This is a genomic window from Streptomyces sp. CA-146814 (genome assembly GCF_050942385.1).
In the GTDB taxonomy this organism is placed as follows: domain Bacteria; phylum Actinomycetota; class Actinomycetes; order Streptomycetales; family Streptomycetaceae; genus Streptomyces.
In genome coordinates this window covers 3,768,719-3,794,101 of the sequence record NZ_CP192068.1, presented here as the reverse complement: position 1 = coordinate 3,794,101, position 25,383 = coordinate 3,768,719, and the positions used below count along the sequence as shown (strand labels likewise).

At 70.0% G+C, this 25,383-nt stretch carries 22 protein-coding genes and 1 pseudogene; 13 read left to right on the top strand and 10 right to left on the bottom strand.

The genetic code is table 11. The features are described 5' to 3' along the window. Nucleotide 1: 1 nt before the first annotated feature. Both ACQP09_RS16755 and ACQP09_RS16750 read left to right on the top strand, forming a co-directional pair. Complete coding sequence (locus ACQP09_RS16755; RefSeq protein WP_433400309.1) at nucleotides 2-982, top strand: alpha-ketoacid dehydrogenase subunit beta; 981 nt, start codon at nucleotides 2-4, stop codon at nucleotides 980-982. A 12-nt stretch (nucleotides 983-994) separates the two neighbouring features. After that, entirely contained in the window at nucleotides 995-2,428 is a 1,434-nt protein-coding gene (locus tag ACQP09_RS16750) for a dihydrolipoamide acetyltransferase family protein (RefSeq protein WP_433400306.1), read from the top strand. A 64-nt stretch (nucleotides 2,429-2,492) separates the two neighbouring features. On the opposite strand, the gene ACQP09_RS16745 is transcribed toward ACQP09_RS16750, so the two are convergent. Next, nucleotides 2,493-2,846 carry an ATP-binding protein gene (locus ACQP09_RS16745; RefSeq protein WP_433400303.1) on the bottom strand — a complete coding sequence of 118 codons (354 nt, stop codon included), beginning with the start codon at nucleotides 2,844-2,846 and terminating at the stop codon, nucleotides 2,493-2,495. An 88-nt stretch (nucleotides 2,847-2,934) separates the two neighbouring features. On the opposite strand from ACQP09_RS16745, the pseudogene ACQP09_RS16740 reads away from it, so the two are divergent. Continuing rightward, nucleotides 2,935-3,121 (top strand): annotated as a pseudogene (locus ACQP09_RS16740) (DUF397 domain-containing protein). A gap of 82 nt (nucleotides 3,122-3,203) precedes the next feature. Here ACQP09_RS16740 and ACQP09_RS16735 read toward each other — a convergent pair. Further along, nucleotides 3,204-4,106, bottom strand: coding sequence for a D-alanyl-D-alanine carboxypeptidase family protein (locus ACQP09_RS16735; protein WP_433400300.1), 903 nt, complete (start codon nucleotides 4,104-4,106; stop codon nucleotides 3,204-3,206). A gap of 283 nt (nucleotides 4,107-4,389) precedes the next feature. Between ACQP09_RS16735 and ACQP09_RS16730 the strand changes: the two genes are divergently transcribed. Both ACQP09_RS16730 and ACQP09_RS16725 read left to right on the top strand, forming a co-directional pair. Next, complete coding sequence (locus tag ACQP09_RS16730) at nucleotides 4,390-5,073, top strand: GntR family transcriptional regulator (protein WP_433400297.1); 684 nt, start codon at nucleotides 4,390-4,392, stop codon at nucleotides 5,071-5,073. Then, nucleotides 5,070-6,380, top strand: coding sequence for an MFS transporter (locus ACQP09_RS16725; RefSeq protein ID WP_433400294.1), 1,311 nt, complete (start codon nucleotides 5,070-5,072; stop codon nucleotides 6,378-6,380). The genes ACQP09_RS16730 and ACQP09_RS16725 overlap by 4 nt, the downstream gene beginning before the upstream one ends. Nucleotides 6,381-6,462: 82 nt before the next feature. On the opposite strand, the gene ACQP09_RS16720 is transcribed toward ACQP09_RS16725, so the two are convergent. Continuing rightward, nucleotides 6,463-7,287, bottom strand: a complete 825-nt coding sequence (locus ACQP09_RS16720) for a maleylpyruvate isomerase family mycothiol-dependent enzyme (RefSeq protein ID WP_433400291.1) — start codon at nucleotides 7,285-7,287, stop codon at nucleotides 6,463-6,465. A gap of 225 nt (nucleotides 7,288-7,512) precedes the next feature. Here ACQP09_RS16720 and ACQP09_RS16715 point away from each other — a divergent pair, with 225 nt between their 5' ends. Continuing rightward, a complete protein-coding gene (locus tag ACQP09_RS16715) occupies nucleotides 7,513-8,304 on the top strand; it encodes a carbon-nitrogen family hydrolase (RefSeq protein WP_433400288.1) in 792 nt (263 codons plus the stop codon). Nucleotides 8,305-8,349: 45 nt separating this feature from the next. After that, nucleotides 8,350-8,718: a hypothetical protein gene (locus ACQP09_RS16710; RefSeq protein WP_433400286.1), complete on the top strand. Its 369-nt coding sequence runs from the start codon at nucleotides 8,350-8,352 to the stop codon at nucleotides 8,716-8,718. A 75-nt stretch (nucleotides 8,719-8,793) separates the two neighbouring features. On the opposite strand, the gene ACQP09_RS16705 is transcribed toward ACQP09_RS16710, so the two are convergent. After that, complete coding sequence (locus ACQP09_RS16705; protein WP_432151221.1) at nucleotides 8,794-9,285, bottom strand: LURP-one-related/scramblase family protein; 492 nt, start codon at nucleotides 9,283-9,285, stop codon at nucleotides 8,794-8,796. Between the two features lie 64 nt (nucleotides 9,286-9,349). Here ACQP09_RS16705 and ACQP09_RS16700 point away from each other — a divergent pair, with 64 nt between their 5' ends. Beyond that, nucleotides 9,350-11,167 (top strand): thioredoxin-like domain-containing protein, encoded by a 1,818-nt coding sequence (locus tag ACQP09_RS16700; protein ID WP_433400283.1) that lies wholly within the window; start codon nucleotides 9,350-9,352, stop codon nucleotides 11,165-11,167. Between the two features lie 51 nt (nucleotides 11,168-11,218). Here ACQP09_RS16700 and ACQP09_RS16695 read toward each other — a convergent pair whose 3' ends face one another. The 4 genes from ACQP09_RS16695 to ACQP09_RS16680 all read right to left on the bottom strand — a co-directional run bounded on the left by ACQP09_RS16695 (nucleotide 11,219) and on the right by ACQP09_RS16680 (nucleotide 15,471). Continuing rightward, a complete protein-coding gene (locus ACQP09_RS16695) occupies nucleotides 11,219-11,440 on the bottom strand; it encodes a DUF6458 family protein (protein ID WP_018513955.1) in 222 nt (73 codons plus the stop codon). 101 nt (nucleotides 11,441-11,541) lie between these two features. Then, a complete protein-coding gene (locus ACQP09_RS16690; protein WP_433400280.1) occupies nucleotides 11,542-12,840 on the bottom strand; it encodes a M18 family aminopeptidase in 1,299 nt (432 codons plus the stop codon). Between the two features lie 65 nt (nucleotides 12,841-12,905). After that, nucleotides 12,906-13,532 (bottom strand): Uma2 family endonuclease, encoded by a 627-nt coding sequence (locus tag ACQP09_RS16685; protein WP_433400277.1) that lies wholly within the window; start codon nucleotides 13,530-13,532, stop codon nucleotides 12,906-12,908. Nucleotides 13,533-13,644: 112 nt separating this feature from the next. Next, a complete protein-coding gene (locus ACQP09_RS16680) occupies nucleotides 13,645-15,471 on the bottom strand; it encodes an acyl-CoA dehydrogenase (RefSeq protein WP_433400274.1) in 1,827 nt (608 codons plus the stop codon). A 195-nt stretch (nucleotides 15,472-15,666) separates the two neighbouring features. On the opposite strand from ACQP09_RS16680, the gene ACQP09_RS16675 reads away from it, so the two are divergent. From ACQP09_RS16675 to ACQP09_RS16665, 3 genes are all read left to right on the top strand, one after another. Further along, entirely contained in the window at nucleotides 15,667-16,134 is a 468-nt protein-coding gene (locus ACQP09_RS16675) for an SseB family protein (RefSeq protein WP_007447855.1), read from the top strand. 187 nt (nucleotides 16,135-16,321) lie between these two features. Then, on the top strand, nucleotides 16,322-17,278 hold the full coding sequence (locus ACQP09_RS16670) for a pirin family protein (RefSeq protein ID WP_433400271.1): 957 nt from the start codon (nucleotides 16,322-16,324) through the stop codon (nucleotides 17,276-17,278). Between the two features lie 101 nt (nucleotides 17,279-17,379). After that, a complete protein-coding gene (locus ACQP09_RS16665; RefSeq protein WP_433400268.1) occupies nucleotides 17,380-18,468 on the top strand; it encodes an AI-2E family transporter in 1,089 nt (362 codons plus the stop codon). A gap of 51 nt (nucleotides 18,469-18,519) precedes the next feature. On the opposite strand, the gene ACQP09_RS16660 is transcribed toward ACQP09_RS16665, so the two are convergent. Then, on the bottom strand, nucleotides 18,520-20,640 hold the full coding sequence (locus ACQP09_RS16660) for an ATP-binding SpoIIE family protein phosphatase (RefSeq protein ID WP_433400265.1): 2,121 nt from the start codon (nucleotides 20,638-20,640) through the stop codon (nucleotides 18,520-18,522). A gap of 163 nt (nucleotides 20,641-20,803) precedes the next feature. On the opposite strand from ACQP09_RS16660, the gene aspS reads away from it, so the two are divergent. Together aspS and ACQP09_RS16650 are read left to right on the top strand one after the other, a co-directional pair. Next, complete coding sequence (aspS, locus tag ACQP09_RS16655) at nucleotides 20,804-22,633, top strand: aspartate--tRNA ligase (RefSeq protein ID WP_433400262.1); 1,830 nt, start codon at nucleotides 20,804-20,806, stop codon at nucleotides 22,631-22,633. Between the two features lie 258 nt (nucleotides 22,634-22,891). Further along, nucleotides 22,892-23,683 (top strand): L,D-transpeptidase family protein, encoded by a 792-nt coding sequence (locus ACQP09_RS16650; RefSeq protein WP_433400259.1) that lies wholly within the window; start codon nucleotides 22,892-22,894, stop codon nucleotides 23,681-23,683. A 72-nt stretch (nucleotides 23,684-23,755) separates the two neighbouring features. On the opposite strand, the gene metG is transcribed toward ACQP09_RS16650, so the two are convergent. Continuing rightward, a complete protein-coding gene (gene metG / locus ACQP09_RS16645) occupies nucleotides 23,756-25,369 on the bottom strand; it encodes a methionine--tRNA ligase (protein ID WP_433400256.1) in 1,614 nt (537 codons plus the stop codon). Nucleotides 25,370-25,383: the final 14 nt, after the last annotated feature.

Here is a 25,383-nt window from a genome sequence, read left to right as displayed (position 1 = left end):
CATGGCCGTGGAAAAGATGTCCATCGCGAAAGCGCTCAACGAGTCGCTGCGCCACGCTCTCGACACCGACCCCAAGGTCCTCATCATGGGTGAGGACGTCGGAAAGCTCGGCGGTGTCTTCCGGATCACCGACGGTCTCCAGAAGGACTTCGGCGAGGACCGGGTGATCGACACCCCGCTCGCCGAGTCCGGCATCGTCGGCACCGCGATCGGCCTGGCCCTGCGCGGCTACCGCCCGATCGTGGAGATCCAGTTCGACGGCTTCGTCTTCCCCGCGTACGACCAGATCGTCACGCAGCTCGCGAAGATGCACGCCCGCGCGCTCGGCAAGATCAAGCTGCCGGTCGTCGTCCGCATCCCGTACGGCGGTGGCATCGGCGCGGTCGAGCACCACTCCGAGTCGCCCGAGGCGCTCTTCGCGCACGTGGCAGGCCTGAAGGTGGTCTCGCCGTCCAACGCGAGCGACGCCTACTGGATGATGCAGCAGGCCGTGCAGAGCGATGACCCGATCATCTTCTTCGAGCCGAAGCGGCGTTACTGGGACAAGGGCGAGGTCGACACCGAGTCCATTCCCGGCCCGCTCCACAAGGCCGTCACCGTCCGCGAGGGCAGCGACCTGACGCTCGTCGCGTACGGCCCGATGGTCAAGGTCTGCCTGGAAGCGGCCGCGGCCGCGCAGGAGGAGGGCAAGTCGGTGGAGGTCCTGGACCTGCGCTCGATGTCCCCGATCGACTTCGACGCCATCCAGACGGCGGTGGAGAAGACCGGCCGGCTCGTCGTCGTCCACGAGGCGCCCGTCTTCTACGGCTCCGGCGCGGAGATCGCCGCCCGCATCACCGAGCGCAGCTTCTACCACCTGGAGGCGCCGGTGCTCAGGGTCGGCGGCTACCACGTGCCTTACCCGCCGGCCCGGCTGGAGGACGAGTATCTGCCGGGCCTGGACCGGGTGCTCGACGCCGTCGACCGCTCGCTCGCGTACTGAGGGACAGGGATCGTGACGACGATGACACAGACGTCCGCTCGCTTCCGCGAGTTCAAGATGCCCGACGTGGGCGAGGGGCTCACCGAGGCCGAGATCCTCAAGTGGTTCGTCCAGCCCGGTGACACGGTCACCGACGGCCAGGTCGTGTGCGAGGTCGAGACGGCGAAGGCGGCGGTGGAGCTGCCGATCCCGTTCGACGGCGTGGTGCACGAGCTGCGCTTCGGCGAGGGCACGACGGTCGATGTCGGCCAGGTGATCATCACGGTGGACGTGGCGCCGGGGAGCGACGACGCGGCCCCCGCTCCGGCACCGGTGCAGGAACCGGTGGACGAGCCTGCCGCCCCGGCCGAGGAACCGAAGGGCCGTACGCCGGTCCTGGTCGGTTACGGGGTCGCGGAGTCCTCCACGAAGCGCCGCCCGCGCAAGGGTGCGGCTGCTCCGGAGACGGCTGCGGTGGCGGCGGCGGTGCAGGCGGAGCTGAACGGCCACGGTGCGTCGGCTGCTCCGGAAACTCCGGTCACCCGTCCGCTGGCGAAGCCGCCGGTACGGAAGCTGGCGAAGGACCTGGGGATCGACCTGGCGACGGTGGTGCCGACCGGCAAGGACGGCATCATCACCCGCGAGGACGTCCACGCGGCGGCGGCTCCGGCGGGTCCGGCGGCTGCTGAGGCTGTGGCTCCTACGGCTCCGGCTCCTGTGGTCGCCGAGGCCCCGGCCGCGACGGCTTCGGCCGCGTCGGCTTCGGCTCGCGAGACCCGCATCCCGGTCAAGGGGGTCCGCAAGGCGATCGCGCAGGCGATGGTCGGCTCGGCCTTCACCGCGCCGCACGTCACCGAGTTCGTGACGGTCGACGTGACGCGCACGATGAAGCTGGTCGCGGAGCTGAAGGAAGACAAGGAGATGGCGGGGGTGCGGGTCAACCCGCTCCTGGTCATCGCCAAGGCCCTCCTGGTCGCGATCAAGCGGAATCCCGAGGTCAACGCGGCCTGGGACGAGGCCAACCAGGAGATCGTGCAGAAGCACTACGTCAACCTGGGCATCGCGGCGGCCACCCCGCGCGGTCTGATCGTGCCGAACATCAAGGACGCGCACGACAAGACGCTGCCGCAGCTGGCGGAGGCCCTGGGCGAGCTGGTCACCACGGCGCGGGACGGCAAGACGTCCCCGGCGGCGATGGCGGGCGGCACGGTGACGATCACCAACGTCGGCGTCTTCGGCGTCGACACCGGCACCCCGATCCTGAACCCGGGCGAGTCCGCGATCCTGGCGGTCGGCGCGATCAAGCTCCAGCCGTGGGTGCACAAGGGCAAGGTGAAGCCGCGTCAGGTCACTACGCTGGCCCTGTCGTTCGACCACCGCCTGGTCGACGGCGAGCTCGGCTCCAAGGTGCTGGCCGATGTGGCGGCGATCCTGGAACAGCCGAAGCGCCTGATCACCTGGGCGTAGCGATTCGCCGGTGGGCCCGTACGTTTCCCGAACGTACGGGCCCACCGCCATGTCCACGGCCTGCTCACCGTACGGAGAGCTCGGCGAACACGGATTTGCCGACGGTACGGGGCTCGACGCCCCACCGGTCGGCGAGCTGAGCGACGATCAGGAGCCCGCGCCCGTAGCGGTCGTCACCGTCGGGCTGCCGGAGGCAGGGCAGCCGCTCGCCCCGCGGATCCCTGACGGCGACGCGGAGGACGAACTCGGTGAGCGTGAGGTGGACCCGGAAGAGACGTCCTCGGATGGCGCCGTGGAGCAGGGCGTTGGTGGCCAACTCGCTGACGATGAGGGTTGGCGGAACCAGTACCCGGAGCTGCGTTCGCTCGTCGAGTACGTTGCGCTCGAAGACATCGCGACGGGGGTCAGGACCTGGCAAGGGGCCTTCATTCCGGGGCTGCTTGAAACGGACTCGCTCCCCGCGATTCCATCGCTCTGATAGGGCGTATTCGCAAGGAGTTGTAGTCGTGCACCGCTTCGAGTTCGTCAAGTCCAGCTACAGCAGCGGCAACGGTGAGTGCGTCGAGGTCGCCCGCAACCTCCCCCGCACCGTCGCCGTCCGCGACTCCAAGCGCCCCCCACGGCCCCGTCGTCACCCTCGCGCCCGCCGCCTGGGGCGCCTTCACGGCCGACCTGCGCCGACAGCAGCCGTAGGCCCGTACGCCGTACGAACGGCAAGGGGCCCGGCCCGCACACACCGTGCGGGCCGGGCCCCTTGCCGTACAACGCCTGCGGGCTACTTCTTGAACCCGTAGTCCATGAGCTTCTTCGCGTCGGCCGTGCGCGTCGTCTCGCTGGTCGACGTGAGCACCGTACCGATGACCGTCTTGCCGTTGCGCGTCGCGGCGAAGACCAGGCAGTACTTCGCGGTAGGGCCGGAACCCGTCTTCACGCCGAGCGCGCCGCTGTAGCTGCTGAGCATCTTGTTGGTGTTGGTCCACGACATGTAGCGGTAGCCACCGCTCTTCGTGGTGACCTTCTGCTTCGTCGACTTGGTCTTGACGAGCGCGCGGAACGTGGCGTTCTTCATCGCCTGGCGGGCGATGAGCGTCAGGTCGCGGGGGGTCGAGTAGTTCTTCCCACTGCTTATGCCGTCGAAGGAGTCGAAGTTGGTGTTCTTCAGCTTGAGGCTCTTGGCCGTGGTGTTCATCTTGCCGATGAACGACTTCACGCGGGCCGCACGCGTGGAGCCGGTGCCGAACTTGTCGGCCAGCGCGTACGCGGCGTCGCAGCCGGACGGGAGCATCAGGCCGTAGAGGAGCTGGCGGACGGTGACCTTGTCGCCGACGATGAGCCGGGCGGACGAGGCGTTCTTCGAGACGATGTAGTCGCTGTACGCCTTCTGGACCGTGACCTTGGTGTTGAGGTTCACATTCTTCTGCTGGAGCACCACGAGCGCGGTCATGATCTTCGTGGTGGATCCGGTGGAGCGGCGGGTGTCCGCGGCCTTGCCGTAGAGCGACGCGCCGGTGGCGCTGTTCATCACGAAGCCGCCCTTGGCGACGATCGTCGGAACCGGCGGCGCGGTGGCAGCCTGCGCCGTCGAAGCGAAGGCGCCGCTCGCCAGCACCGCACCCGCGGTGAGAGCCACGGTGCTCGTGATGGTCACGCGATTGATGCGCTTGATCCCGATTTTCAACTGAACGCTCCAAATGCCCCTGATGTGCGGCCACATATGGGTGCCGCTCGGTGGTGAGACTCCTGGGGCGGGCCAATGGATGCGTTACCGAACGGGTGAATTTGCGCAGCCTTGACCTTGGCCGTATGAAGCCTCCGGACCTTACCCCGGGGAAACTGATGCGCGTTCATGTACCCGGCTCCGAACGCCGTCTTCCGCGCGTCCCTGGAGGCTGCCGCTCCGGGCCGGTCCAGAATCCGGACGCCCCTCCTCCATGCGTGCATGTTGTATCTATGCTGTGCGCATGCCTGCCGCAGCCACCGCCCCCGTACAGCCGACGACCACCTCCCTCAAGCAGGCGCCCGCCGCCGAGCGTGTCTACGCGCACATCAAGGAGGCGGTGCTGGACCGTCGCTACGAGGGCGGGACGCTGCTCACCGAAGGCGGGCTCGCGGACGCCGTAGGGGTGTCGCGGACGCCGGTGCGGGAGGCCTTGCTGCGGCTGGAGGTCGAGGGGCTGATCAAGCTCTATCCCAAGAAGGGCGCCCTCGTGCTGGCCGTCTCCGCACAGGAGATCAAGGACGTGGTGGAGACCCGGCTGCTGGTGGAGGAGTTCGCGGCGCGTAAAGCTGTTCCCGCGTCACCTCAGTTGATCGCGCGGCTCGAACAGCTTCTGGAGGAGCAGCGGCAGCTGGCCGAGGTCGGAGATCTGGCGGAGGTGGCCGTCAAGGACCGCTGTTTCCATGCCGAGATCGTCAAGAACGCGGGGAACGAGATTCTTTCGCGTCTCTACGACCAGTTGCGCGACCGCCAGCTGCGGATGGGTGTCGCGGTGATGGAGGCGCATCCGGGCAGGATCGAGGCCAACATCACCGAGCACAGCGAGCTGCTGGAGGCGATCCGGGGCGGGAACGCCGAGGAGGCCGCGCAGGTCGTGCGGCGCCACGTCAGCCGCGTACGGGTGCTGGTGCGGGGTGAGGACCGGTGAGTTCGGCCGCAGCCCCCACGCTCTCCCTGCCCGGCGATCCAGCCGGGGGCCGGCGCGCCGCCTGGGTGTGGGGCATCGGCGTCGCCGTCTACTTCGTCGCCATCATCTTCCGTACGAGCCTGGGCGTGGCCGGTCTCGACGCCGCCGACCGGTTCGACGTCAACGCCTCGGCTCTGTCGACCTTCTCCATCCTCCAGCTCCTCGTCTACGCGGGCATGCAGATACCCGTGGGGCTGATGGTCGACCGGCTCGGCACCAAGCGGGTCCTCACCATCGGCGCCGTCCTCTTCACGGTCGGACAGCTCGGGTTCGCGCTCTCGCCGTCGTACGGGATGGCGCTCGCCGCCCGCGCCCTGCTCGGCTGCGGTGACGCGATGACGTTCATCAGCGTGCTGCGGCTCGGCAGCCGCTGGTTCCCGGCCCGGCGCGGCCCGCTGATCGGCCAGGTCGCCGCGCTGTTCGGGATGGCGGGCAACCTCGTCTCGACCCTCTTCATCGCGCGGGCGCTGCACAGCTTCGGCTGGACGACGACCTTCGTCGGCAGTGCGCTGGCGGGGGTCGTCGTGCTCGTCCCGCTGCTCCTGTTCCTCAAGGACCACCCCGAGGGCCACGAGCCGCCGCCCGCCGAGCACGCGGGCGGTGCGTACGTACGCAAGCAGATCGCGGCCGCCTGGCGGGAGCCGGGCACACGGCTCGGGATGTGGGTGCACTTCACCACGCAGTTCCCGGCGATGGTGTTCCTGCTGCTCTGGGGGATGCCGTTCCTGGTGGAGGCGCAGGGGCTGAGCAGGGGGACGGCCGGCACGCTGCTCACGCTGGTGGTGCTCTCCAACATGGTGGTGGGGCTCGTCTACGGGCAGATCATCGCCCGCCACAACGAGGCGCGGGCGCCCATCGCGCTCGGCACGGTCGCGACGACCGCCCTGCTCTGGGCGTGCGCGATCTTCTATCCGGCCGATCACACCCCGCTCTGGCTGCTGACCGTCCTGTGCGTGGTGCTCGGCACCTGCGGTCCCGCCTCGATGGTCGGCTTCGACTTCGCCCGGCCGGCCAATCCGCCGGAGCGTCAGGGGACCGCGTCGGGGATCGTCAACATGGGCGGGTTCATCGCCTCCATGACGACGCTGTTCGCCGTGGGTGTGCTGCTGGACACCACGGGCGGCAACTACCGGATCGCCTTCGCCTCGGTCTTCGTCCTGGAGGCGCTCGGCGTCGCCCAGATCCTGCGGCTGCGCCGCCGTGCGGCGCTCAGGGAACGCGACCACCATGTGGTCAGCCGGGTGGAGGCCGTGCACGTGCCCGCGTGATCCACGCGGCCGTGCGCCCGGCGGCGGCGCGCCCGCCCGTCCGTCCGTGAGATCCGGGGCGGGCGCCGCCGAGACGGGGGAACTACGGGGTGACGGCGAAGTGGTCCAGGATCGCCGTGGCCAGCTCCTGGTCCCCCTCGGCCTTGATCCGGTCGGCCACGGCCGCCGGACGGACCCGGCCGCAGGCGAGGCGTACGTACGTCTCCCAGTCCATCGAGAGCGTCACGGCCGGGCCCAGCGACGGCGAACCGTCTATCGAGCCGCGGCCCTCCGCGTCGACCCGTACCGTCCGCAGGAACTCCATCGGGCCGTGCACGTCCAGCACCACGGCCGAGTTGGCCGGCGCGCCCGCGTCCTTGGCGACCACCTTCGGCAGCGCGGTGAGCAGGACGTCCCGGGTGATGTGCGCGCCGGGGGAGTCGAGGTTGCCCGGCTGGCCGAGCGTCGTCCGCAGATCCTGCTCGTGCACCCAGACGTCGAAGGCCCGCATGTTGTACGCCACTTCGAGGGTCTGCTCGGCGCCGAGCGGTGCGCGGACCGTCGTCTCGGGGGCGCGGGACTCGTTGCGGAGCTGCCGGGCGCGGCGGATGAGGACGTACTCCAGCTCGGACGTCATCTCGGGCGCGGTGTGGTGGCGCCGGACGTCGACCTGCATCTCCATGTAGCGGGCGAAGTCACTCTGTACGTGGTACAGGTCGCGCGGCAGCGTGTGGATGGGCCGCGGGTCGCCGAGCATCTCGCACTCCATGCCGATGACGTGCGACACGATGTCCCGCACCGACCATCCCGGGCACGGCGTGCGGCGGTTCCACTCCCCCTCCGCGAGCGGCTTGACCAGGTCGGCTATCGCTTCGATGGAGTGGGTCGCGGAGTCGGCGTAGGTCTGGAGGCTGGGATGGACGGTCACGGGACCCCTCGGCGGTTCTTCGGTGCATGGGCTGGAGAGCAGGGTGTGCCGGCTGGCGGGCCGGCACGGACGACGCTGTCGTGGGCTGCGGGCTGCGGGCTGCGGGCTGCGGGCTACGTGGAGGTTCAGTCGCCTAAGTTACGCTGCGAGCAGGCACCCCGGCAGTGCTTTCGTGTGACGATCGTAGGCCCGTGTTGACGGCTTGAATGCCAGGACGGTGGTAGTGTGCGCGCCTCCCTCATCCAGATCGCAGTAGACCCGGACGAATCCGTCGAGTCCCGCCGCGAGCGGGTGGCCTCTCTGGTGGTCGGCCAGCGCGGCTCCGACCTGGTGGTCCTGCCCGAGCTCTGGCCGGTCGGCGCGTTCGCCTACACCGTCTTCGAGCAGGAGGCCGAGCCGCTCCAGGGACCGACCCACGAGGTGATGGCGAAGGCGGCCGCCGAGGCCGGGGTCTGGCTGCACGCGGGATCGTTCGTGGAGCGCGCGGCGGGCGGCACCCTCTACAACACCGCCCTCGTCTTCTCGCCCGACGGCGAGCGCGCGGCCGTCTACCGCAAGATCCACCGCTTCGGCTTCGACAAGGGCGAAGCGGTCATGATGGGTGCCGGCGAGGAGCTGGTGACCGTGGCTCTGCCGCAGACCATGCTGGGCCTGGCCACCTGCTACGACCTGCGCTTCCCGGAGCAGTTCCGCGGGCTCGTCGACGCGGGCGCCGAGACGCTCGTCGTGTCGGCGGGCTGGCCCGAGCGCCGCCGCTCCCACTGGACGCTCCTCGCGCAGGCCCGTGCCGTCGAGAACCAGGCGTACGTCCTCGCTCTCGGCACCTCGGGCACGCACGCCGACGTCCCGCAGGCCGGTCACAGCATCGTCGTCGACCCCTGGGGCGAGGTGCTCGCCGAGGCCGGCGCGGACGAGGAGATCCTGACCGTGGAGTTCGACCCGTCGAAGGTCGGCGCGACGCGGGAGCAGTTCCCGGCGCTGAAGGACCGCAGGCTGGGGCTCGCGCCGCCGGTCTGAGGGCTGCCCTATACGGGGTTGGGGCGCTTGCTTACGGTGAGCGCCATGGCTGAACCGCGCGGTGCCGAATCGACGCTCCTCCGTGGCACGGCGATCTTCGCCGCCGTGGTCACGGTGGTCCTCTACCTCTTCGGCGTCCTGCTCGTCGGCCTGGCGGCCGGCCAGGTCGGATCGGGAGCGGACTCCACGCCCATGCACCTGTGCCGCGACGTGCCGGAAGGCGCTCGGGTGGACGCGCAACAGGTGCAGTTCATGCCGCCGCGCGTCCGGTGCCGCACCACCGACGGCCGGGAGTTCACCGGTGGCGTCCCGCCCTGGCTCAACCCCACGCTCGCGGTGTCCTTCGCGGCCACCGTCGTCCTCTCCGCGGCCGCCTTCGTCCAGGCGGACCGGCGGGCGGCGGCACGCACCTGACCCAGGGTCGGCCATGTTTCACGTGAAACGCCCTGTTTCACGTGAAACAACGAACTCCCGCACCCGACAAGGCGATCAGCCCCCGCTCTCCTTGTCCGCCAGCACAATCACGCACATCGCCACGGCGATCAGCAGCGAGACATCCGCGTCCTCCCGGACCACATCGATGCCGTACGTGTCCCGGAGCGTCAGCCAGCGCCGCGAGATCTGGGCCAGCAGCTCACCGTCGTACTCGATGGCGAACTCGCGGTCCAGGATCTTGCCGCTGACGTCCATCTCCGTACCGTCCACCAGGGTCACCCGGTAGTGGTTGCGGAGCAGCGAGAGCCGCTTGCGCTTGACCTTGGCCAGCTCTTCACCGCCGCGCTCGATGAGCATGGTGTCGCGCAGGCTGACCAGCTTCTGGCGCAGCTCGACGAGGACCCGGCCGTCGGCGTCCTTCAGCTCGAAGGTGTCGCGGAGCCGCATGGCCTTGCCGTCGACCAGGAAGACCTTGCGGCCCTCGTCGTCCTCGATCCAGTAGTCGTCACCGATGGAGAACAGGCGCTCACGTACGAGAAGTCTCATGCGACACAGGTTCCCCCGGCCCCCGGCGGAATGCGCGCAGGCGGTGGCGGTGTTGACTGGTGGCATGGCAACACGTGCACGCGTCCGCGCTCCCGAACTCATCGGCAAGGGCGGCTGGCTCAACACAGGCGACCGGCAGTACACCCTCTCCGAACTGCGAGGACGCATCGTCATCCTCGATTTCTGGACCTTCTGCTGTGTGAACTGCCTGCATGTCCTCGATGAGCTGCGGGAGCTGGAGGAGAAGCACCGCGACACCGTGGTGATCATCGGCGTCCACTCGCCGAAGTTCGTCCACGAGGCCGAGCACCAGGCCGTCGTCGACGCCGTCGAGCGGTACGAGGTCCACCACCCGGTGCTCGACGACCCCGAGCTGGCCACCTGGAAGCAGTACGCCGTACGGGCCTGGCCGACGCTCGTCGTCATCGATCCCGAGGGTTATGTCGTCGCCCAGCACGCCGGCGAGGGCCATGCGCACGCCATCGAGAAGCTGGTCGCGGAGCTGGAGGCCGAGCACGCGGCCAAGGGGACGCTCCGCCGCGGCGACGGCCCGTACGTGGCGCCCGAGCCCGTCGCCACACACCTCCGCTTCCCGGGCAAGGCGCTGCTCCTGCCCGACGGCGGCTTCCTGGTCTCCGACACCACCCGGCACCGCCTGGTCGAGCTGGACGCGGACGGCGAGACGGTACGGCGCCACTTCGGCACCGGTGAGCGCGGGCTGAGCGACGGCGGCCCGGACGAGGCCCGGTTCAGCGAACCGCAGGGGCTGGCCGTGCTGCCCGACGGCCGTATCGCCGTCGCGGACACCGTCAACCACGCGATCCGCGCCCTGGACCTCACGACCGGCGTGGTCATGACCCTCGCCGGGACCGGCCGCCAGTGGTGGCAGGGGAACCCGACCAGCGGGCCGGCGCGCGAGGTGGACCTCTCCTCGCCGTGGGACCTGGCCTGGTTCGGTGACCGGCTGTGGATCGCCATGGCGGGCGTGCACCAGCTGTGGACGTACGACCCCGAGGCCGGGACCGTACGGGTCGCCGCCGGGACCACCAACGAGGGCCTGGTCGACGGGCCCGCCGCCGAGGCCTGGTTCGCGCAGCCGTCCGGGCTCGCGGTCTCCGCCGACGGGGAGCGGCTCTGGGTCGCGGACTCCGAGACCTCCGCGCTGCGCTGGGTCGACCGGGACGAGCATGTGCACACCGCCGTCGGCACCGGTCTCTTCGACTTCGGCCACCGTGACGGCGCCGCCGCCCAGGCGCTCCTCCAGCACCCGATCGGCGTGACCGCGCTGCCCGACGGGTCCGTGGCGGTCTCGGACACGTACAACCACGCGCTGCGCCGGTACGACCCCGCCACCGACGAGGTCACCACGCTCGCCACCGACGTCCGCGAGCCCAGTGACGCGGTGCTGGTCGACGGCGACCTGGTCGTCGTCGAGTCGGCCCGCCACCGCCTCACCCGCCTCCGGCTGCCGGAGGAGGCCGTACGCGTCGCCGAGCAGGCGCACCGCACCCAGCGCGCCGCCACCGAGATCGCGCCGGGCACGCTCCGCCTCGACGTGGTCTTCCAGGCGCCCGCGGGCCAGAAGCTGGACACCCGATACGGCCCCTCCACCCGGCTGCTGGTCTCCGCCACCCCGCCCGAGCTGCTCGCCGAGGGCTCCGGCGCGGGCACGGACCTCGGGCGCGACCTGGTCCTCGCGGACGGGGTCACCGAAGGCGTGCTGCACGTCTCCGCGATGGCGGCGTCCTGCGACGACGACCCGGCCAACGAGTACCCGGCCTGCCACGTCCACCAGCAGGACTGGGGCGTCCCCGTCCGCGTGACCGCTGAGGGAACGCCCCGGCTGCCGCTGGTGCTGGCAGGGATGGACGAGCAGGGCTGAGGCCGCACGCCGACGGCCGGGCGGGCAAGGACCCGTCCTTGCCCGCCTCGGTCAGTGGTAGCGGGTCTGGTCGTCCTGCACGACCGTGGTGGTCGGCGGCACGACCATGCGCCGACGGCGCGCGATGCTCATGTAGACGAAGACCCCGATGAGGCCGACGAGCATCATGATCCAGCCGACCAGGTCGACATTGACGGTGTCCACCTTCCAGTCGGTCGCGAACGCCAGGATCGCGCCACCACCGATCAGAAGAATGCATCCTCCGAGTCCCATGATTCCCGCCTCCTCGACGATCCGGTGTATCCGGACCGGTGTACGGGTCGGGTACCCGGCCCGGCAACAACCATGTGCGAGGCGGACGTTGAACGCTGGTGTCAGTCCGTCAGGAACGCCGTGAGCGCGTTGGCCAGCAGATACGGGTCGTCGGCGCCGCACAGTTCCCGCGCACTGTGCATGGAGAGGATCGCGACCCCGATGTCCACGGTCATGATGCCGTGCCGGGCGGCGGTGATCGGGCCAATCGTCGTGCCGCACGGCATCGAGTTGTTGGAGACGAACGTCTGCCACGGCACGCCCGCCTTCTCGCAGGCGGCGGCGAACACCGCGCGGCCGCTGCCGTCGGTGGCGTACCGCATGTTGACGTTGACCTTGAGGATCGGCCCGCCGTTGGCGACCGGGTGGTGCGTCGGGTCGTGCCGCTCGGCGTAGTTGGGGTGCACGGCGTGGCCGGTGTCGGAGGAGAGGCAGACCGTCCCGGCGAAGGCGCGGGCGCGGTCCTCGTACGTACCGCCCCGGGCGAAGACCGAGCGCTCCAGCACCGTGCCCAGCAGCGGCCCGTCGGCGCCGGTGTCGGACTGGGAGCCGTTCTCCTCGTGGTCGAAGGCGGCAAGCACGGGGATGTACGGGAGTTCGCCGTCGGGCAGTTGGGCGACGGCGGCCAGGGCGGCGGTCGCGGCGTGCACGGAGAGGAGGTTGTCCATCCGTGGCCCGGCGACCAGCTCGCGGTCCCGGCCGAGGTAGGACGGCGGCTCGACGGGGTGCGGCATGAGGTCCCAGCCGGTGACGTCCTCCGAGTCGACGCCCGTTTCCTCGGCGACGAAGCGGATCAGGTCACCCTCGGCCACCTCGCCGAGACCCCAGATCGGCTGCATGTGGCGCTGCCGGTCGAGCTTGAGGCCGTCGGTGTTGGCCGACCGGTCCAGGTGCACGGCCAGCTGCGGCACCCGCAGCAGCGCCCGGTCGATGTTGACGAGCCGGTCGGTGCCGTCCCGCAGCGAGATCCGGCCGGCCAGGCCCAGGTCCCGGTCGAGCCAGGTGTTCAGCAGCGTGCCGCCGTAGACCTCGACGGCGACCTGCCGCCAGCCGTGCGACTCGGTGTCGGGCAGCGGCTTGACCCGCAGGTTCGGGGAGTCGGTGTGCGCGCCGACGATCCGGAACGGGGTGTGCGCGGCCGCGCCATCCGGCACGTACCAGGCGATGATCGCCCCGCCGCGGAGCACGTACTTCCCGCCGGTGCTCGCGTCCCAGGCGTCGGTCTCCTCGACCTGACGGAATCCGGCCACTTCCAGCCGGGCGGCCGCGTTGGCCACGGCGTGGTACGGGGACGGGCTCGCCGCCAGGAAGGTCATCAGATCATCGGTGTGCGCACGGTCGAACCGGTGGCGAGAACTCATGGTCTTCACTGTATCGAGACAGCCAGGTCCGGAATCCGGTGACCGGTGGGGTGGTGCCCCGGGGGCTACAGCTCGTCGATCGCGGTCAGGTCGATGTCGATGTCGTACGGCGCGGAGAGCTTGAGGCGGTCGTGGTGGACGCCCGTGGAGACGTACGTCTTGTTGACCGGATCCAGTTCGTAGGTGATGACCATGGGGCGGTCGTTCTCGCCGGTCATCTCGACGAGCCAGAAGTGCTTGATGCCCGCCGTCGCGTACTTGTGCGGCTTAGTGTCCCGGTCGCGGTCCTCGGAGTCGGGGGAGACGACCTCTACGGCGAGGAGGACGTCGGCGGCCTGATAGCGGGTGGTCCGCTGGTCGCCGTCGGCGGCTGCGGTCACCACGAGGAGGTCGGGCTCCGGGGCGTTGCGCTTGCCGAGCACGACGGCCATCTCGCGACGCACGCGCAGGTCGTTGGGGACATGCTGCCGCAGCCCTTGCTCCAACAGATACATGGCCAGCGTGTGGAACTTCCGCTGCGGACTCACGAAAACCAGGCTCCCGTCGATCAGCTCTGTGTGCGGCGGGAGGTCATCAAGCGTGAAGAAATCGTCCACGGTGTAGCCGTCCGGTGGCGGGACCGGCCACCCGGGGTTGGCGCGCCGCAGCTGCGACGCTTCGGACTGTGCCTCGGCGGTCATGGTTCCTCCCATGGAAGGGATCCTGGCCCGTGCACTCAGCGTACCCAGCTGATACGACAGCGCCGCCACCCGAACGAATTCCGGGTGGCGGCGCTCTTGACGTACCGAGGAGTCGGGCGAGGTCCTAGAAGGACGCCTCGTCCAGCTCCATCAGCGAGTTGTCGACGGTCTCGGCGAGCGCGCGCTCGGCCGAGACGCCCGGCAGGATGTTCGCGGCGAAGAACTTCGCGGCGGCGATCTTGCCCTGGTAGAAGGCCACGTCCTTGGCGGAGGCGGTCGGCAGCCTCTCGGCGGCCACGGTCGCGCCCTTGAGGAGCAGGTAGCCGACGACGACGTCGCCGGAGGCCATCAGGAGGCGGGTCGTGTTGAGGCCGACCTTGTAGATGTTCTTGACGTCCTCGCCGGTCGCGGTGAGGTCGGTGATCATCGTGCCGACGATCGCCTCCAGGTCCACGGCCGCCTTGGCGAGCGAGTCCAGCGCGGGGGCCAGCTCCTCGTTGCCCTGGGCGCCCGCGAGGAACTTCTTGATCTCCTCGGAGAGCGTGTTGAGCGAGACGCCCTGGTCGCGGACGATCTTCCGGAAGAAGAAGTCCTGGCCCTGGATCGCCGTCGTGCCCTCGTAGAGGGTGTCGATCTTGGCGTCCCGGATGTACTGCTCGACCGGGTACTCCTGGAGGTAGCCCGAGCCGCCGAACGTCTGGAGCGACTGCGCCAGCTGCTCGTAGGACTTCTCGGAGCCGTACCCCTTCACGATCGGGAGCAGCAGGTCGTTGAGGCCGTTGAGCGCCTTGGCGTCCTCGCCCGCGGCCTCCTTCTCCTGGATCGCGTCCTGGACGGTGGCCGTGTACAGCACGAGGGAGCGCATGCCCTCGGCGTACGCCTTCTGCGTCATGAGCGAGCGGCGCACGTCGGGGTGGTGCGTGATGGTGACCTTGGGCGCCGTCTTGTCCATGAACTGCGACAGGTCCGTTCCCTGGACGCGCTCCTTGGCGTACTCCAGCGCGTTCAGGTAGCCCGTGGAGAGGGTGGCGATGGCCTTCGTGCCGACCATCATCCGGGCGAACTCGATGATGCGGAACATCTGGCGGATGCCGTCGTGCTTGTCGCCGATGAGCCAGCCCTTGGCGGGGTGGCGGTCGCCGAAGGTCATCTCGCAGGTGTTGGAGGCCTTGAGGCCCATCTTGTGCTCGACGTTCGTCGCGTACACGCCGTTGCGCTCGCCCAGCTCACCGGTGGTCCAGTCGAAGTGGTACTTCGGGACCAGGAAGAGCGAGAGGCCCTTGGTGCCGGGGCCGGCGCCCTCGGGGCGGGCCAGCACGTAGTGGAGGATGTTCTCGGACATGTCGTGCTCGCCCGAGGTGATGAAGCGCTTCACACCCTCGATGTGCCAGGAGCCGTCCTCCTGCTGCACGGCCTTCGAGCGGCCGGCGCCGACGTCGGAGCCGGCGTCCGGCTCGGTCAGCACCATCGTCGAGCCCCACTGCTTCTCGACGGCGATCTCCGCGACCTTCTTCTGCTCCTCGGTGCCCTCCTCGAAGAGGATGCCCGCGAAGGCCGGACCGGAGGAGTACATCCACACGGCCGGGTTGGCGCCGAGCAGCAGCTCCGCGTAGCCCCAGATCAGGGAGCGGGGCGCGGTGGTGCCGCCGATCTCCTCGGGCAGGCCCAGGCGCCAGTACTCCGAGTCCATGAAGGACTGGTACGACTTCCTGAAGCTCTCCGGGACCGGCGCGGTGTTGGTCTCCGGGTCGAAGACCGGCGGGTTGCGGTCGGCGTCGGCGAAGGAGTCGGCGAGCTCGTTCTCCGCGAGGCGGGCGATCTCCTCCAGGATGCTCTTCGCGGTGTCGACGTCCATCTCCGCGAACGGACCGGTGCCGTACAGCTTGTCGCGCCCGAGCACCTCGAAGAGGTTGAACTCGATGTCGCGGAGATTCGACTTGTAGTGCCCCATGGGAAGGCTCCGTAATCAATAGCAGTGGCGCGCAGCGCCCCGGGGAGTGATGCGGGTCGGGCGACAGGCAGGCGGCGGTACAGCGTTCGGTACAGACAGACGCGGGTGTATCAGCTGACCTCTACGATGATGCTACCCGTCAGTAATAAGGCGCAACCCCTCAAGCCGTAGATGTGTCCGATTACTCTTTGCAGCATGTACGGCTACGACCAGAACCCTGGTGCTCAGCAGCAGATGGGTCAGATGGGCCAGATGGGGCAGATGGGCGGCGGCTACGGCGAGCAGCCGCTGTACCCCGAGCCCTCCCCGCCCTCCCTGGCCGACGCGGTACGGGCCTTCACCACCGGCTCCCTCTCCGCCGAGGACTTCCAGCAGATCTTCGCCACGTCGAAGGTCTACTGCCCGCGCGGCGACAACCCCGGCTTCCTGGCGCTGCACAACACGCAGCAGCCGGTGATCCCGATGTTCACCACGCTCAAGGAGCTGCGGCTCTACGCGGGCAAGGAGTCCAAGTACTTCGTGATCACCGGCGCCGAGGTGATCGACCTGCTGCCCACGGGATACGGCTTCGTCCTGGACATGGAGGGCGACCACCGGATGGTCTTCGACGCCAAGGCGGTCGAACAGATGGTCGACTTCGCGATGCGGCGGATGTACGGGTAGGAGTTCCGAGGTCGTGGGTCGCTGACCTGCGGGTTCATCGTTCGGACCAGGGTCCGCGCCAGGAGTGGCGCGGGCCCTTTGTGTTGCCGGGAGCGCCCCGGGGGTGCCTCGGGAATGCCGCACGCCTTGCAGGATGTTCACCATTCAACTAAATTCATTGCAGCAGACTCGCCCGGAGGTGGCTCCCATGCCCGCAGTGACCGTCGACAACCCGCTGACCCTGCCCAAGGTGGCCGCTTCGGGTGACGCCGTGGCCCGTACCGTGCTCGCCGTCACCACGGCGCCGACCGGGTTCGAAGGTGAGGGCTTCCCGGTCCGCCGCGCGTTCGCGGGGATCAACTACCAGCACCTCGACCCGTTCATCATGATGGACCAGATGGGTGAGGTGGAGTACGCCGCCGGTGAGCCGAAAGGCACGCCCTGGCACCCGCACCGCGGCTTCGAGACCGTCACGTACCTGATCGACGGCACCTTCATCCACCAGGACTCCAACGGTGGCGGCGGCACCATCGAGAACGGCGACACCCAGTGGATGACCGCCGGGTCGGGGCTGCTGCACATCGAGGCGCCGCCGGAGTCGCTGGTGATGTCCGGCGGGCTCTTCCACGGCCTCCAGCTCTGGGTGAACCTGCCCAAGGCCGACAAGATGATGAACCCGCGCTACCAGGACATCCGCGGCGGCGAGGTCCAGCTCCTCGCCTCCCCGGACGGCGGCGCCCTGCTCCGGGTCATCGCCGGTGAGCTCGACGGGCACCAGGGCCCCGGCATCACCCACACCCCGATCACGATGATCCACGCCACCGTCCGGCCCGGCGCCGAGGTGACCCTGCCCTGGCGCGAGGACTTCAACGGCCTCGCGTACGTCCTGGCCGGGCGCGGCACGGTCGGCCAGGAGCGCCGGCCGATCCGCCTCGGGCAGACCGCGGTGTTCGGCAGCGGCGGTTCGCTGACCGTGCGCGCGGACGAGAAGCAGGACGGGAACACCCCGGACCTGGAGGTCGTCCTCCTCGGCGGCCGCCCGATCCGGGAGCCGATGGCGCACTACGGGCCGTTCGTGATGAACAGTCAGGCCGAGCTGAAGCAGGCCTTCGAGGACTTCCAGGCGGGCCGCCTCGGCACGGTCCCGGCGGTCCACGGCATGTGACATCGCGGCGTACGGTCCGCCCGGCGTCCTTTATGACGCCCCGTCACCCATACGGTGGCGGCGGGCGGGCCCGCCGACGTACACCGTGATCGGGTGGGAGGGTGCCTGCTTCCAAGCCCCTCCTGCCCGACGGCGCCCGCCGCACGGCCGCCTGGTGCGGTGTCGTCCTGCTGGTCGTGGGCGTCGCCGCCGTCGGGGTCTGGCTGGTCGTCGCCCTCAAGACGGCGGTCACGCCGGTGCTGCTGGCCCTCCTCGGCACCGCGCTGCTCGGCCCCGTACACCGCTGGCTCATCGCCCGCCGCCTCAACCGGTCGCTGGCCGCCGGACTCACCTGCGCGGCGCTCGTCGCGGTGGTGGGCGGCGCCGGGTACATCGTGGTCACCGCCCTCGTCGACTCCGGCGACCAGATCGTCTGCTCCCTGAAGGACGCCGGACAGTGGGTCGTCGACCACCTGGACATCGGCGGCAACACCGACGTCGACAGCCTCGCCGAGAACGCCAGGAACCTGGTCGAGAAGTTCGGCGCGAGCGCGGCGGGGGGCCTGCTCAGCGGGATCAGCCTGGTCGGCACGCTGGTGGCGACCAGCGTGCTGGCGCTGCTGCTGACCTTCTTCTTCCTCCGCGACTCCGACCGGGCGGTGGACCTCGCGCACGCGGTGGCCCCGCGCGGCACCGGTGACCTGGTGGAGGCGATGGGGCGCCGGGCGTTCGAGGCCGTCGAGGGGTTCATGCGCGGCACCACGTTCATCGCGCTGATCGACGCCGTGTGCATCACGGTGGGCCTGCTGATCCTGGATGTGCCGGGAGCGGTGGGGCTGGGCGCGCTGGTTTTCGTCGGCGCCTACATCCCGTACCTCGGCGCCTTCCTCTCCGGCGCCGTCTCCGTGCTGGTCGCACTGGCCGACCGGGGGTTCGTGATCGCGCTGTGGGCGCTGGGGGTGGTGCTCGCGGTCCAGGTGCTGGAGGGCCATGTGCTCCAGCCGATGATCCAGAGCCGTACGGTGCAGATGCACCCGGCGATGATCATGATCGCGCTGACGGCGGGCGCGAGCGTGGCCGGCCTGATGGGCATGCTGCTGGCGGTCCCGATGTGCGCGGCGGCGTTCGGCGTCCTGGGCGAGCTGCGCCGCCGTTCGGGGGGCAACCCCAGCCCGTCCGGGGGCAGCAATCCCAGCCCGTCCGGCGTTTGAGGACGGAACCCTCGCGGGGGAGGCCCCGCAGCCATCAGGGCCCCGGCCCCCTCACAGCGCCCCCAACTCCCCCGGCTCCGCCGACTCGTACAGCTCGAACCAGATCGACTTCCCCTCCCCCCGGGGATCCACCCCCCACGCGTCCGCCAGCATCTCCATCAGCACCAGCCCCCGCCCACTGGACGCCATCTCCCCCGGCCGCCGCTTGTGCGGCAGCTCGTCGCTCGCGTCGGCCACCTCCACCCGCAGCCGCCGCTCACCCCGGTCCCCGGAGACCTCCGCCGCCATCAGCGCGTCCCCGTCCGTGTGGACCAGCACATTGGTGGCCATCTCCGAGACCATCAGGACCGCCGAGTCGACCTGCTCCGGGTCCTTCCAGTCGTGCAGCAGCTCCCGTACGAGCTGGCGGCCCACCGAGATCCGCTCCGGCTCGGCCTGCGCGATCGTCAGGACGCTGCGCCGGGCCGGCGTCTCCGGCGCCCGTACGCTCTCCCGCCGCAGCACCAGCACCGCGATGTCGTCCTCGCGGCGGTCCGCCAGCGGCCCGGTCGTGTAGTGCGAGGTCGGCCCGTGCACGGCCTGGACCAGGGCGTCCGCCATCTCCTCCAGGTCCTCGGTGGGCTCCTCCAGGACCGGGCGGAGCCTGCCCCAGCCGGTGGCCATGTCGTGGCCGCCGGTCTCGATGAGCCCGTCCGTGCAGAGCATGATCGTTTCGCCGGGCTCCAGGACGACCCGGGTCGTCGGGTAGTCGGAGTCCGTCTCGATGCCCAGCGGCAGCCCGCCCGCCGTCTGCCGGATCACCGCCGTGCCGTCCGCGCTCACCACCACCGGGTCCGGGTGGCCCGCCCGGGCGATGTCCAGCGTTCCGGCGTCCGGGTCCACCTCCGCGTACAGGCAGGTCGCGAAGCGCGGCGCGGAGGGCTCGTCGTCGCCGGCCACCCCCTCGTACGCGTCGGTCAGGCCGGTGAGGAAGCGCGAGGCCCTCGCGAGCACGGCGTCCGGACGGTGGCCCTCGGAGGCGTACGCGCGCAGGGCGATGCGGAGCTGGCCCATCAGCCCGGCGGCCCGTACGTCATGGCCCTGGACGTCACCGATGACCAGCGCGATCCGGCCGTTGGGCAGCGGGATCATGTCGTACCAGTCGCCGCCCACCTGGAGCCCGCCGCCGGTCGGCACGTACCGCGCCGCCACCGTCATGCCGGGGATGTCCGGCCCCAGCGTCGGCATCATCGACCGCTGGAGCCCGAGCGACAGCTCCCGTTCGGTCTCCGCGACCCCGGCCCGCGCCAGCGCCTGCGCGAGCATCCGGGCGACCGTCGTGAGCACCGCGCGCTCGTCCGGCGAGAACCCCACCGGGTGCTGGAACCCGGCCATCCAGGCGCCCATCGTGCGGCCGGAGGAGACCAGCGGCAGGTAGGCCCAGGACTGCCGGCCGAAGCGGCGGGCGAGCGGCCAGGTGGCCGGGTAGCGGCGGCGGTACTCCTCGGGGGAGGGGAGGTAGATGGCGCGGCCCGTACGGACGACCTCGGCGGCCGGGTAGTCGGTGTCCAGGGGCATGTCGGTGAACGGGTCCTCCTCGCCCGCGCTCTGCCCGTGGTGGCCGATGATCGTCAGCCGCTCCCCGGCCGAGCCGAAGACCGCAAGGCCGTCCGGGGAGAAGCCGGGCATGGAGAGGGAGGCCGCGACCCGCAGCACCTCCTCCGTGGACCGGGCCTCCGCCAGCGCCCGCCCGGCGTCCAGCAGGAACGCCTCCCGGGACCTGCGCCAGTCGCCGGTGATCGGCGTGTGGGCGGCGTCGGTGGAGCCCAGCTGCGGCTCGGCCACCTCCTGGAGGGTGCCGATGAGCACGTAGTTCTCCCGCTCCCCGCCCGCCGCGACGACCGGCTTGGAGCGACTGCGTACGGTACGCAGCACCTTCCCGCGTTCGTCCACGATCCGCAGCCGGGCCTCGGCCAGGGTGCCCTCGGCGACGGCCAGGTTCACGACCCCGTAGATCTCGTTCCAGTCCACCGGGTGGAAACGGGAGCGCACCGCCGCCTCCCGGTAGCTGCCGGGCTCGGCGGGCAGGCCGAGCAGCCGGGCCGCCTCCGCGTCGAGCGTGACCGTGCCGGCTGCGTTGTCCCAGCGCCACAGGCCCGTCGCGATCGCGGCCAGGACTTCCTCGGTGCGCATTGCCCCACTTTAGGAAGATGTGCTCTCCGCACGCCACCGAGAGGCAGCCGAGTGCGGGCCCGGGCCGGGAGCGGGTGGCAAAGGGAAATGAAGAGGTGCGGCGCCGGGCGGTAGCCTGGGGTGGCTCATTCGACCCCCAACCGCGAAGACTGGATGAACGACGATGCATCGGTACAGGTCCCACACCTGCGGCGAGCTCCGCGCCTCTGACGTCGGCACCGACGTCCGGCTGAGCGGCTGGCTGCACAATCGCCGAGACCTGGGCGGCATCCTCTTCATCGATCTGCGCGACCACTACGGTCTGGTGCAGCTCGTCGCCCGCCCCGGCACGCCCGGCAACGAGGCCCTGGCGAAGCTGACCAAGGAGACCGTCGTCCGGATCGACGGCAAGGTCTCCGCGCGCGGTGCCGAGAACGTCAACCCGGAGCTGCCGACCGGTGAGATCGAGATCGAGGTCACCGAGGTCGAGGTGCTCGGCGAGGCCGGCCCGCTGCCCTTCACGATCAACACCGAGGACGGCGTCAACGAGGAGCGGCGGCTGGAGTACCGCTTCCTCGACCTGCGCCGCGAGCGCATGCACCGCAACATCCTGCTGCGCTCGGCCGTGATCGCCTCCATCCGCTCCAAGATGGTGGCGCTCGGCTTCAACGAGATGGCGACCCCGATCCTCACCGCGACCTCCCCCGAGGGCGCCCGTGACTTCGTCGTCCCGTCCCGGCTGAACCCCGGCAAGTTCTACGCGCTGCCGCAGGCCCCGCAGCAGTTCAAGCAGCTGCTGATGATCTCGGGCTTCGACCGCTACTTCCAGATCGCGCCCTGCTTCCGCGACGAGGACGCGCGCGCGGACCGCTCGCCGGGCGAGTTCTACCAGCTCGACGTGGAGATGTCGTTCGTCGAGCAGGAGGACGTCTTCCAGCCGATCGAGAAGCTGATGACCGAGCTCTTCACCGAGTTCGGCAACGGCCGCGAGGTCACCTCGCCGTTCCCGCGCATCCCGTTCCGCGAGTCGATGCTGAAGTACGGCAACGACAAGCCGGACCTGCGCGCCAAGCTGGAGCTCGTCGACATCTCGGACGTCTTCGCCGACTCCGGGTTCAAGGCCTTCGCCGGCAAGCACGTCCGCGCGCTGCCCGTCCCGGACACCGCGGGCCAGTCCCGCAAGTTCTTCGACGGCCTCGGTGAGTACGCCGTCGAGCACGGCGCCAAGGGCCTGGCCTGGGTGCGGGTGGGCGAGGACGGCACGCTGGCCGGTCCGATCGCCAAGTTCCTCACCGAGACCGACGTCAAGACGCTCACCGAGCGCCTCTCGCTGGTCCCGGGCCACGCGGTCTTCTTCGGCGCCGGCGAGTTCGACGAGGTCTCCAAGATCATGTCGGCCGTCCGGGTCGAGGCCGCCAAGCGCGCCGGCCACTTCGAGGAGGGCGTCTTCCGGTTCTGCTGGATCGTCGACTTCCCGATGTACGAGAAGGACGAGGAGACCGGCAAGATCGACTTCTCGCACAACCCCTTCTCCATGCCCCAGGGCGGCCTCGCCGACCTGGAGGAGAAGGACCCGCTGTCCATCCTCGCCTGGCAGTACGACATCGTCTGCAACGGCATCGAGCTGTCCTCGGGCGCCATCCGTAACCACGAGCCCGAGCTGATGCTCAAGGCCTTCGAGATCGCCGGGTACGACCGCGAGACCGTCGAGCACGAGTTCGCGGGCATGCTCCGCGCGTTCCGCCTCGGCGCTCCGCCGCACGGTGGCATCGCGCCGGGCGTCGACCGCATCGTGATGCTGCTGGCCGACGAGCCCAACATCCGCGAGACGATCGCCTTCCCGCTCAACGGCAACGCCCAGGACCTGATGATGGGCGCACCGACCGAGCTGGACGAGTCCCGCCTGCGCGAGCTGAACATCCAGCTGCGGAAGCCGGTCGCGGCGAAGGGTGCGGGCGCGTCGGAGAAGCCCGCTCAGGAGAAGCCCGCTCAGGAGAAGCCCGCCGACAAGTAGGGTCCGTACGGTCCCGCTCTGCGGATGTTTCACGTGAAACAGCCCCCGATCACCCGATCGGGGGCTGTTTCGTTGGGGGAGCGCGCGAGCCGGTGACGGGCGGGCGACGCGGTACAGCCGGATGGCCCCGGTTCGGATTCGGCCGCGCCGGGTGCGGCAAGGACTGGCACCGAGACACCTCTCTCGTACCGAGACATCCCTCTCGCGCCGCGTGCCACCCCGTCACGCCGTTCGCCGTCACCCGAGGAGCCCGCCACCGTGTCCGTCCCGCTCCGCCCGCCCGCCCTGCTCGCCGCGCCGCTCCTCGTCCTGGCCCTGCTCCTCACCGGCTGCACCTCCGGCCCCGGCTCCACGAAGGCCCCCGTGGGCGCTCCCGGGCAGGGCGCCGCGGGCCCGGAGTCCGACGCCGCCTCCGTACGCCGCTCATCGCCCTCCGTGGAGGAGGCGCCGAGCCCCGCGGAGATCCCGGGCCTCGGGCCGCAGACGCGTGCGGAGATCCCGGAGGAGGCCCGGCAGGCGTTCGTGGTCACCGGGGAGGACGAGAACGCCAACCGGTCCAGCGCGGTGCTCTACAGCCGCGAGGACCCGGCTGAGGGGTGGGCGCCGGTCGCCGGGCCGTGGGACGCGCACAACGGCATGGAGGGCTGGACCGACCACCACGTGGCCGGCGACCTGAGGTCCCCCAGGGGCGTCTACACGCTCACCGACGCGGGCGGCCGCCTCCCGGACCCGGGCGCGCTCCTCCCGTACGACGAGCACCCACGGTTCGCGGTGGACGGCGTGGGTTTCTTCGGTGAGCCGCTGGAAGGCTCCTTCGACTACGTCGTCGCGATCAACTACAACCGCACGGAGGGTGTCACCCCTCTCAACCGCACCCGCCCTCTCGGCCTCGAACGCGGCGGCGGCATCTGGATCCACGTCGACCACGGCGGCCCCACCCAGGGCTGCGTCTCCATCCCGGAGGAGCACATGGAGGAGCTGCTGCGCGCCTTGGACCCGGCGATGAACCCGGTGATCGTGATGGCGGACGCGGAATCGCTGGAGCGGTGAGCCGACGCCGTACGTGAGGAGCCCGGGACCACTGTTCATGGTCCCGGGCTCCTCACGTACGTACGTCAGCGGTTACGCCGGCTTCTCCTCCAGGCGCGGGAACAGCACCGCGCCCTTTGTCACCGTCGCGCCGGCCGGGAGCGTGCCCCAGACGCCCGCGTCCTGGACCTTCTGGTCGGCCAGGGCGCCCAGGGACTCCTCGGCGCCCAGGGACTCCCACAGGCTCTGCGAGGTCTCCGGCATCACGGCGTTGAGCAGGACCGCGACACCGCGCAGCGACTCGGCGGCCGTGTAGAGGATGGTCGCCAGGCGGGCCTGGCCCTCGGGGGTGGTGTCCTTGGCCACCTTCCACGGCTCCTGCTCCGTGATGTAGCCGTTGACCTGCTTCACGAAGTCGAAGATCGCCAGGATGCCGGACTGGAAGTCCAGCTCCTCACCGATCTTCCGGTCGGCCGTGGCGACGGCCTTCCCCAGGCCCTCCTGCACGGCCCGCTCGGCGTCACCGGCGGCCGTGGCCTCCGGCAGCGCGCCGCCGAAGTACTTGCCGACCATCGCCGCCACGCGCGAGGCGAGGTTGCCGTAGTCGTTGGCCAGCTCGGAGGTGTAGCGGGCGGAGAAGTCCTCCCAGGAGAACGAGCCGTCGCTGCCGTACGCGATGGCCCGCAGGAAGTACCAGCGGTACGCGTCCACGCCGAAGTGCGAGGTCAGGTCCTGCGGCTTGATGCCGGTCAGGTTCGACTTCGACATCTTCTCGCCGCCGACCATCAGCCAGCCGTTGGCGACGACCTTGCCGGGGAGCGGCAGACCCTGCGCCATCAGCATCGCGGGCCAGATCACCGTGTGGAAGCGGAGGATGTCCTTGCCGATCAGGTGCACGTTCGCCGGGAACGTACCGTCGAACTTCTCCTGGTTGGCGCCGTAGCCCACGGCCGTCGCGTAGTTGAGGAGCGCGTCGATCCACACGTAGATGACGTGCTTGTCGTCCCACGGGACCGGGACGCCCCAGTCGAAGGTGGAGCGCGAGATCGACAGGTCCTGCAGGCCCTGCTCGACGAAGTTCACGATCTCGTTGCGCGCCGACTCGGGCTGGATGAAGTCCGGGTTCGCCGCGTAGAACTCCAGCAGCTTCGGGCCGTACGCGCTGAGCTTGAAGAAGTAGTTCTCCTCCTTGAGGAGCTCCACCGGCTTCTTGTGGATCGGGCAGAGCTTCTGTCCGGCGAAGTCGCCCTCGCCGTCGAGCAGGTCGCCCGGGAGCTTGTACTCCTCGCAGCCCACGCAGTACGGGCCTTCGTACCCGCCCTTGTAGATCTCGTCCTTGTCGTACAGGTCCTGCACGAACTCCTGCACCCGGTCGGTGTGCCGCTTCTCCGTCGTCCGGATGAAGTCGTCGTTCGCGATGTTCAGATGCTCCCAGAGGGGCTTCCACGCCTCCTCGACGAGCTTGTCCGCCCAGGCCTGGGGAGTCACGTTGTTCGCCTCGGCCGTGCGCATGATCTTCTGACCGTGCTCGTCCGTGCCGGTGAGGTACCACACCTTCTCGCCGCGCTGGCGGTGCCAGCGCGTGAGCACGTCGCCTGCGACGGTCGTGTAGGCGTGGCCCAGGTGAGGAGCGTCGTTGACGTAGTAGATGGGGGTCGAGACGTAGTACGCCGTCGCCCCCTGCTTCTCGGATCCAGTGGCCGCCATGGTCGAAATCCTAA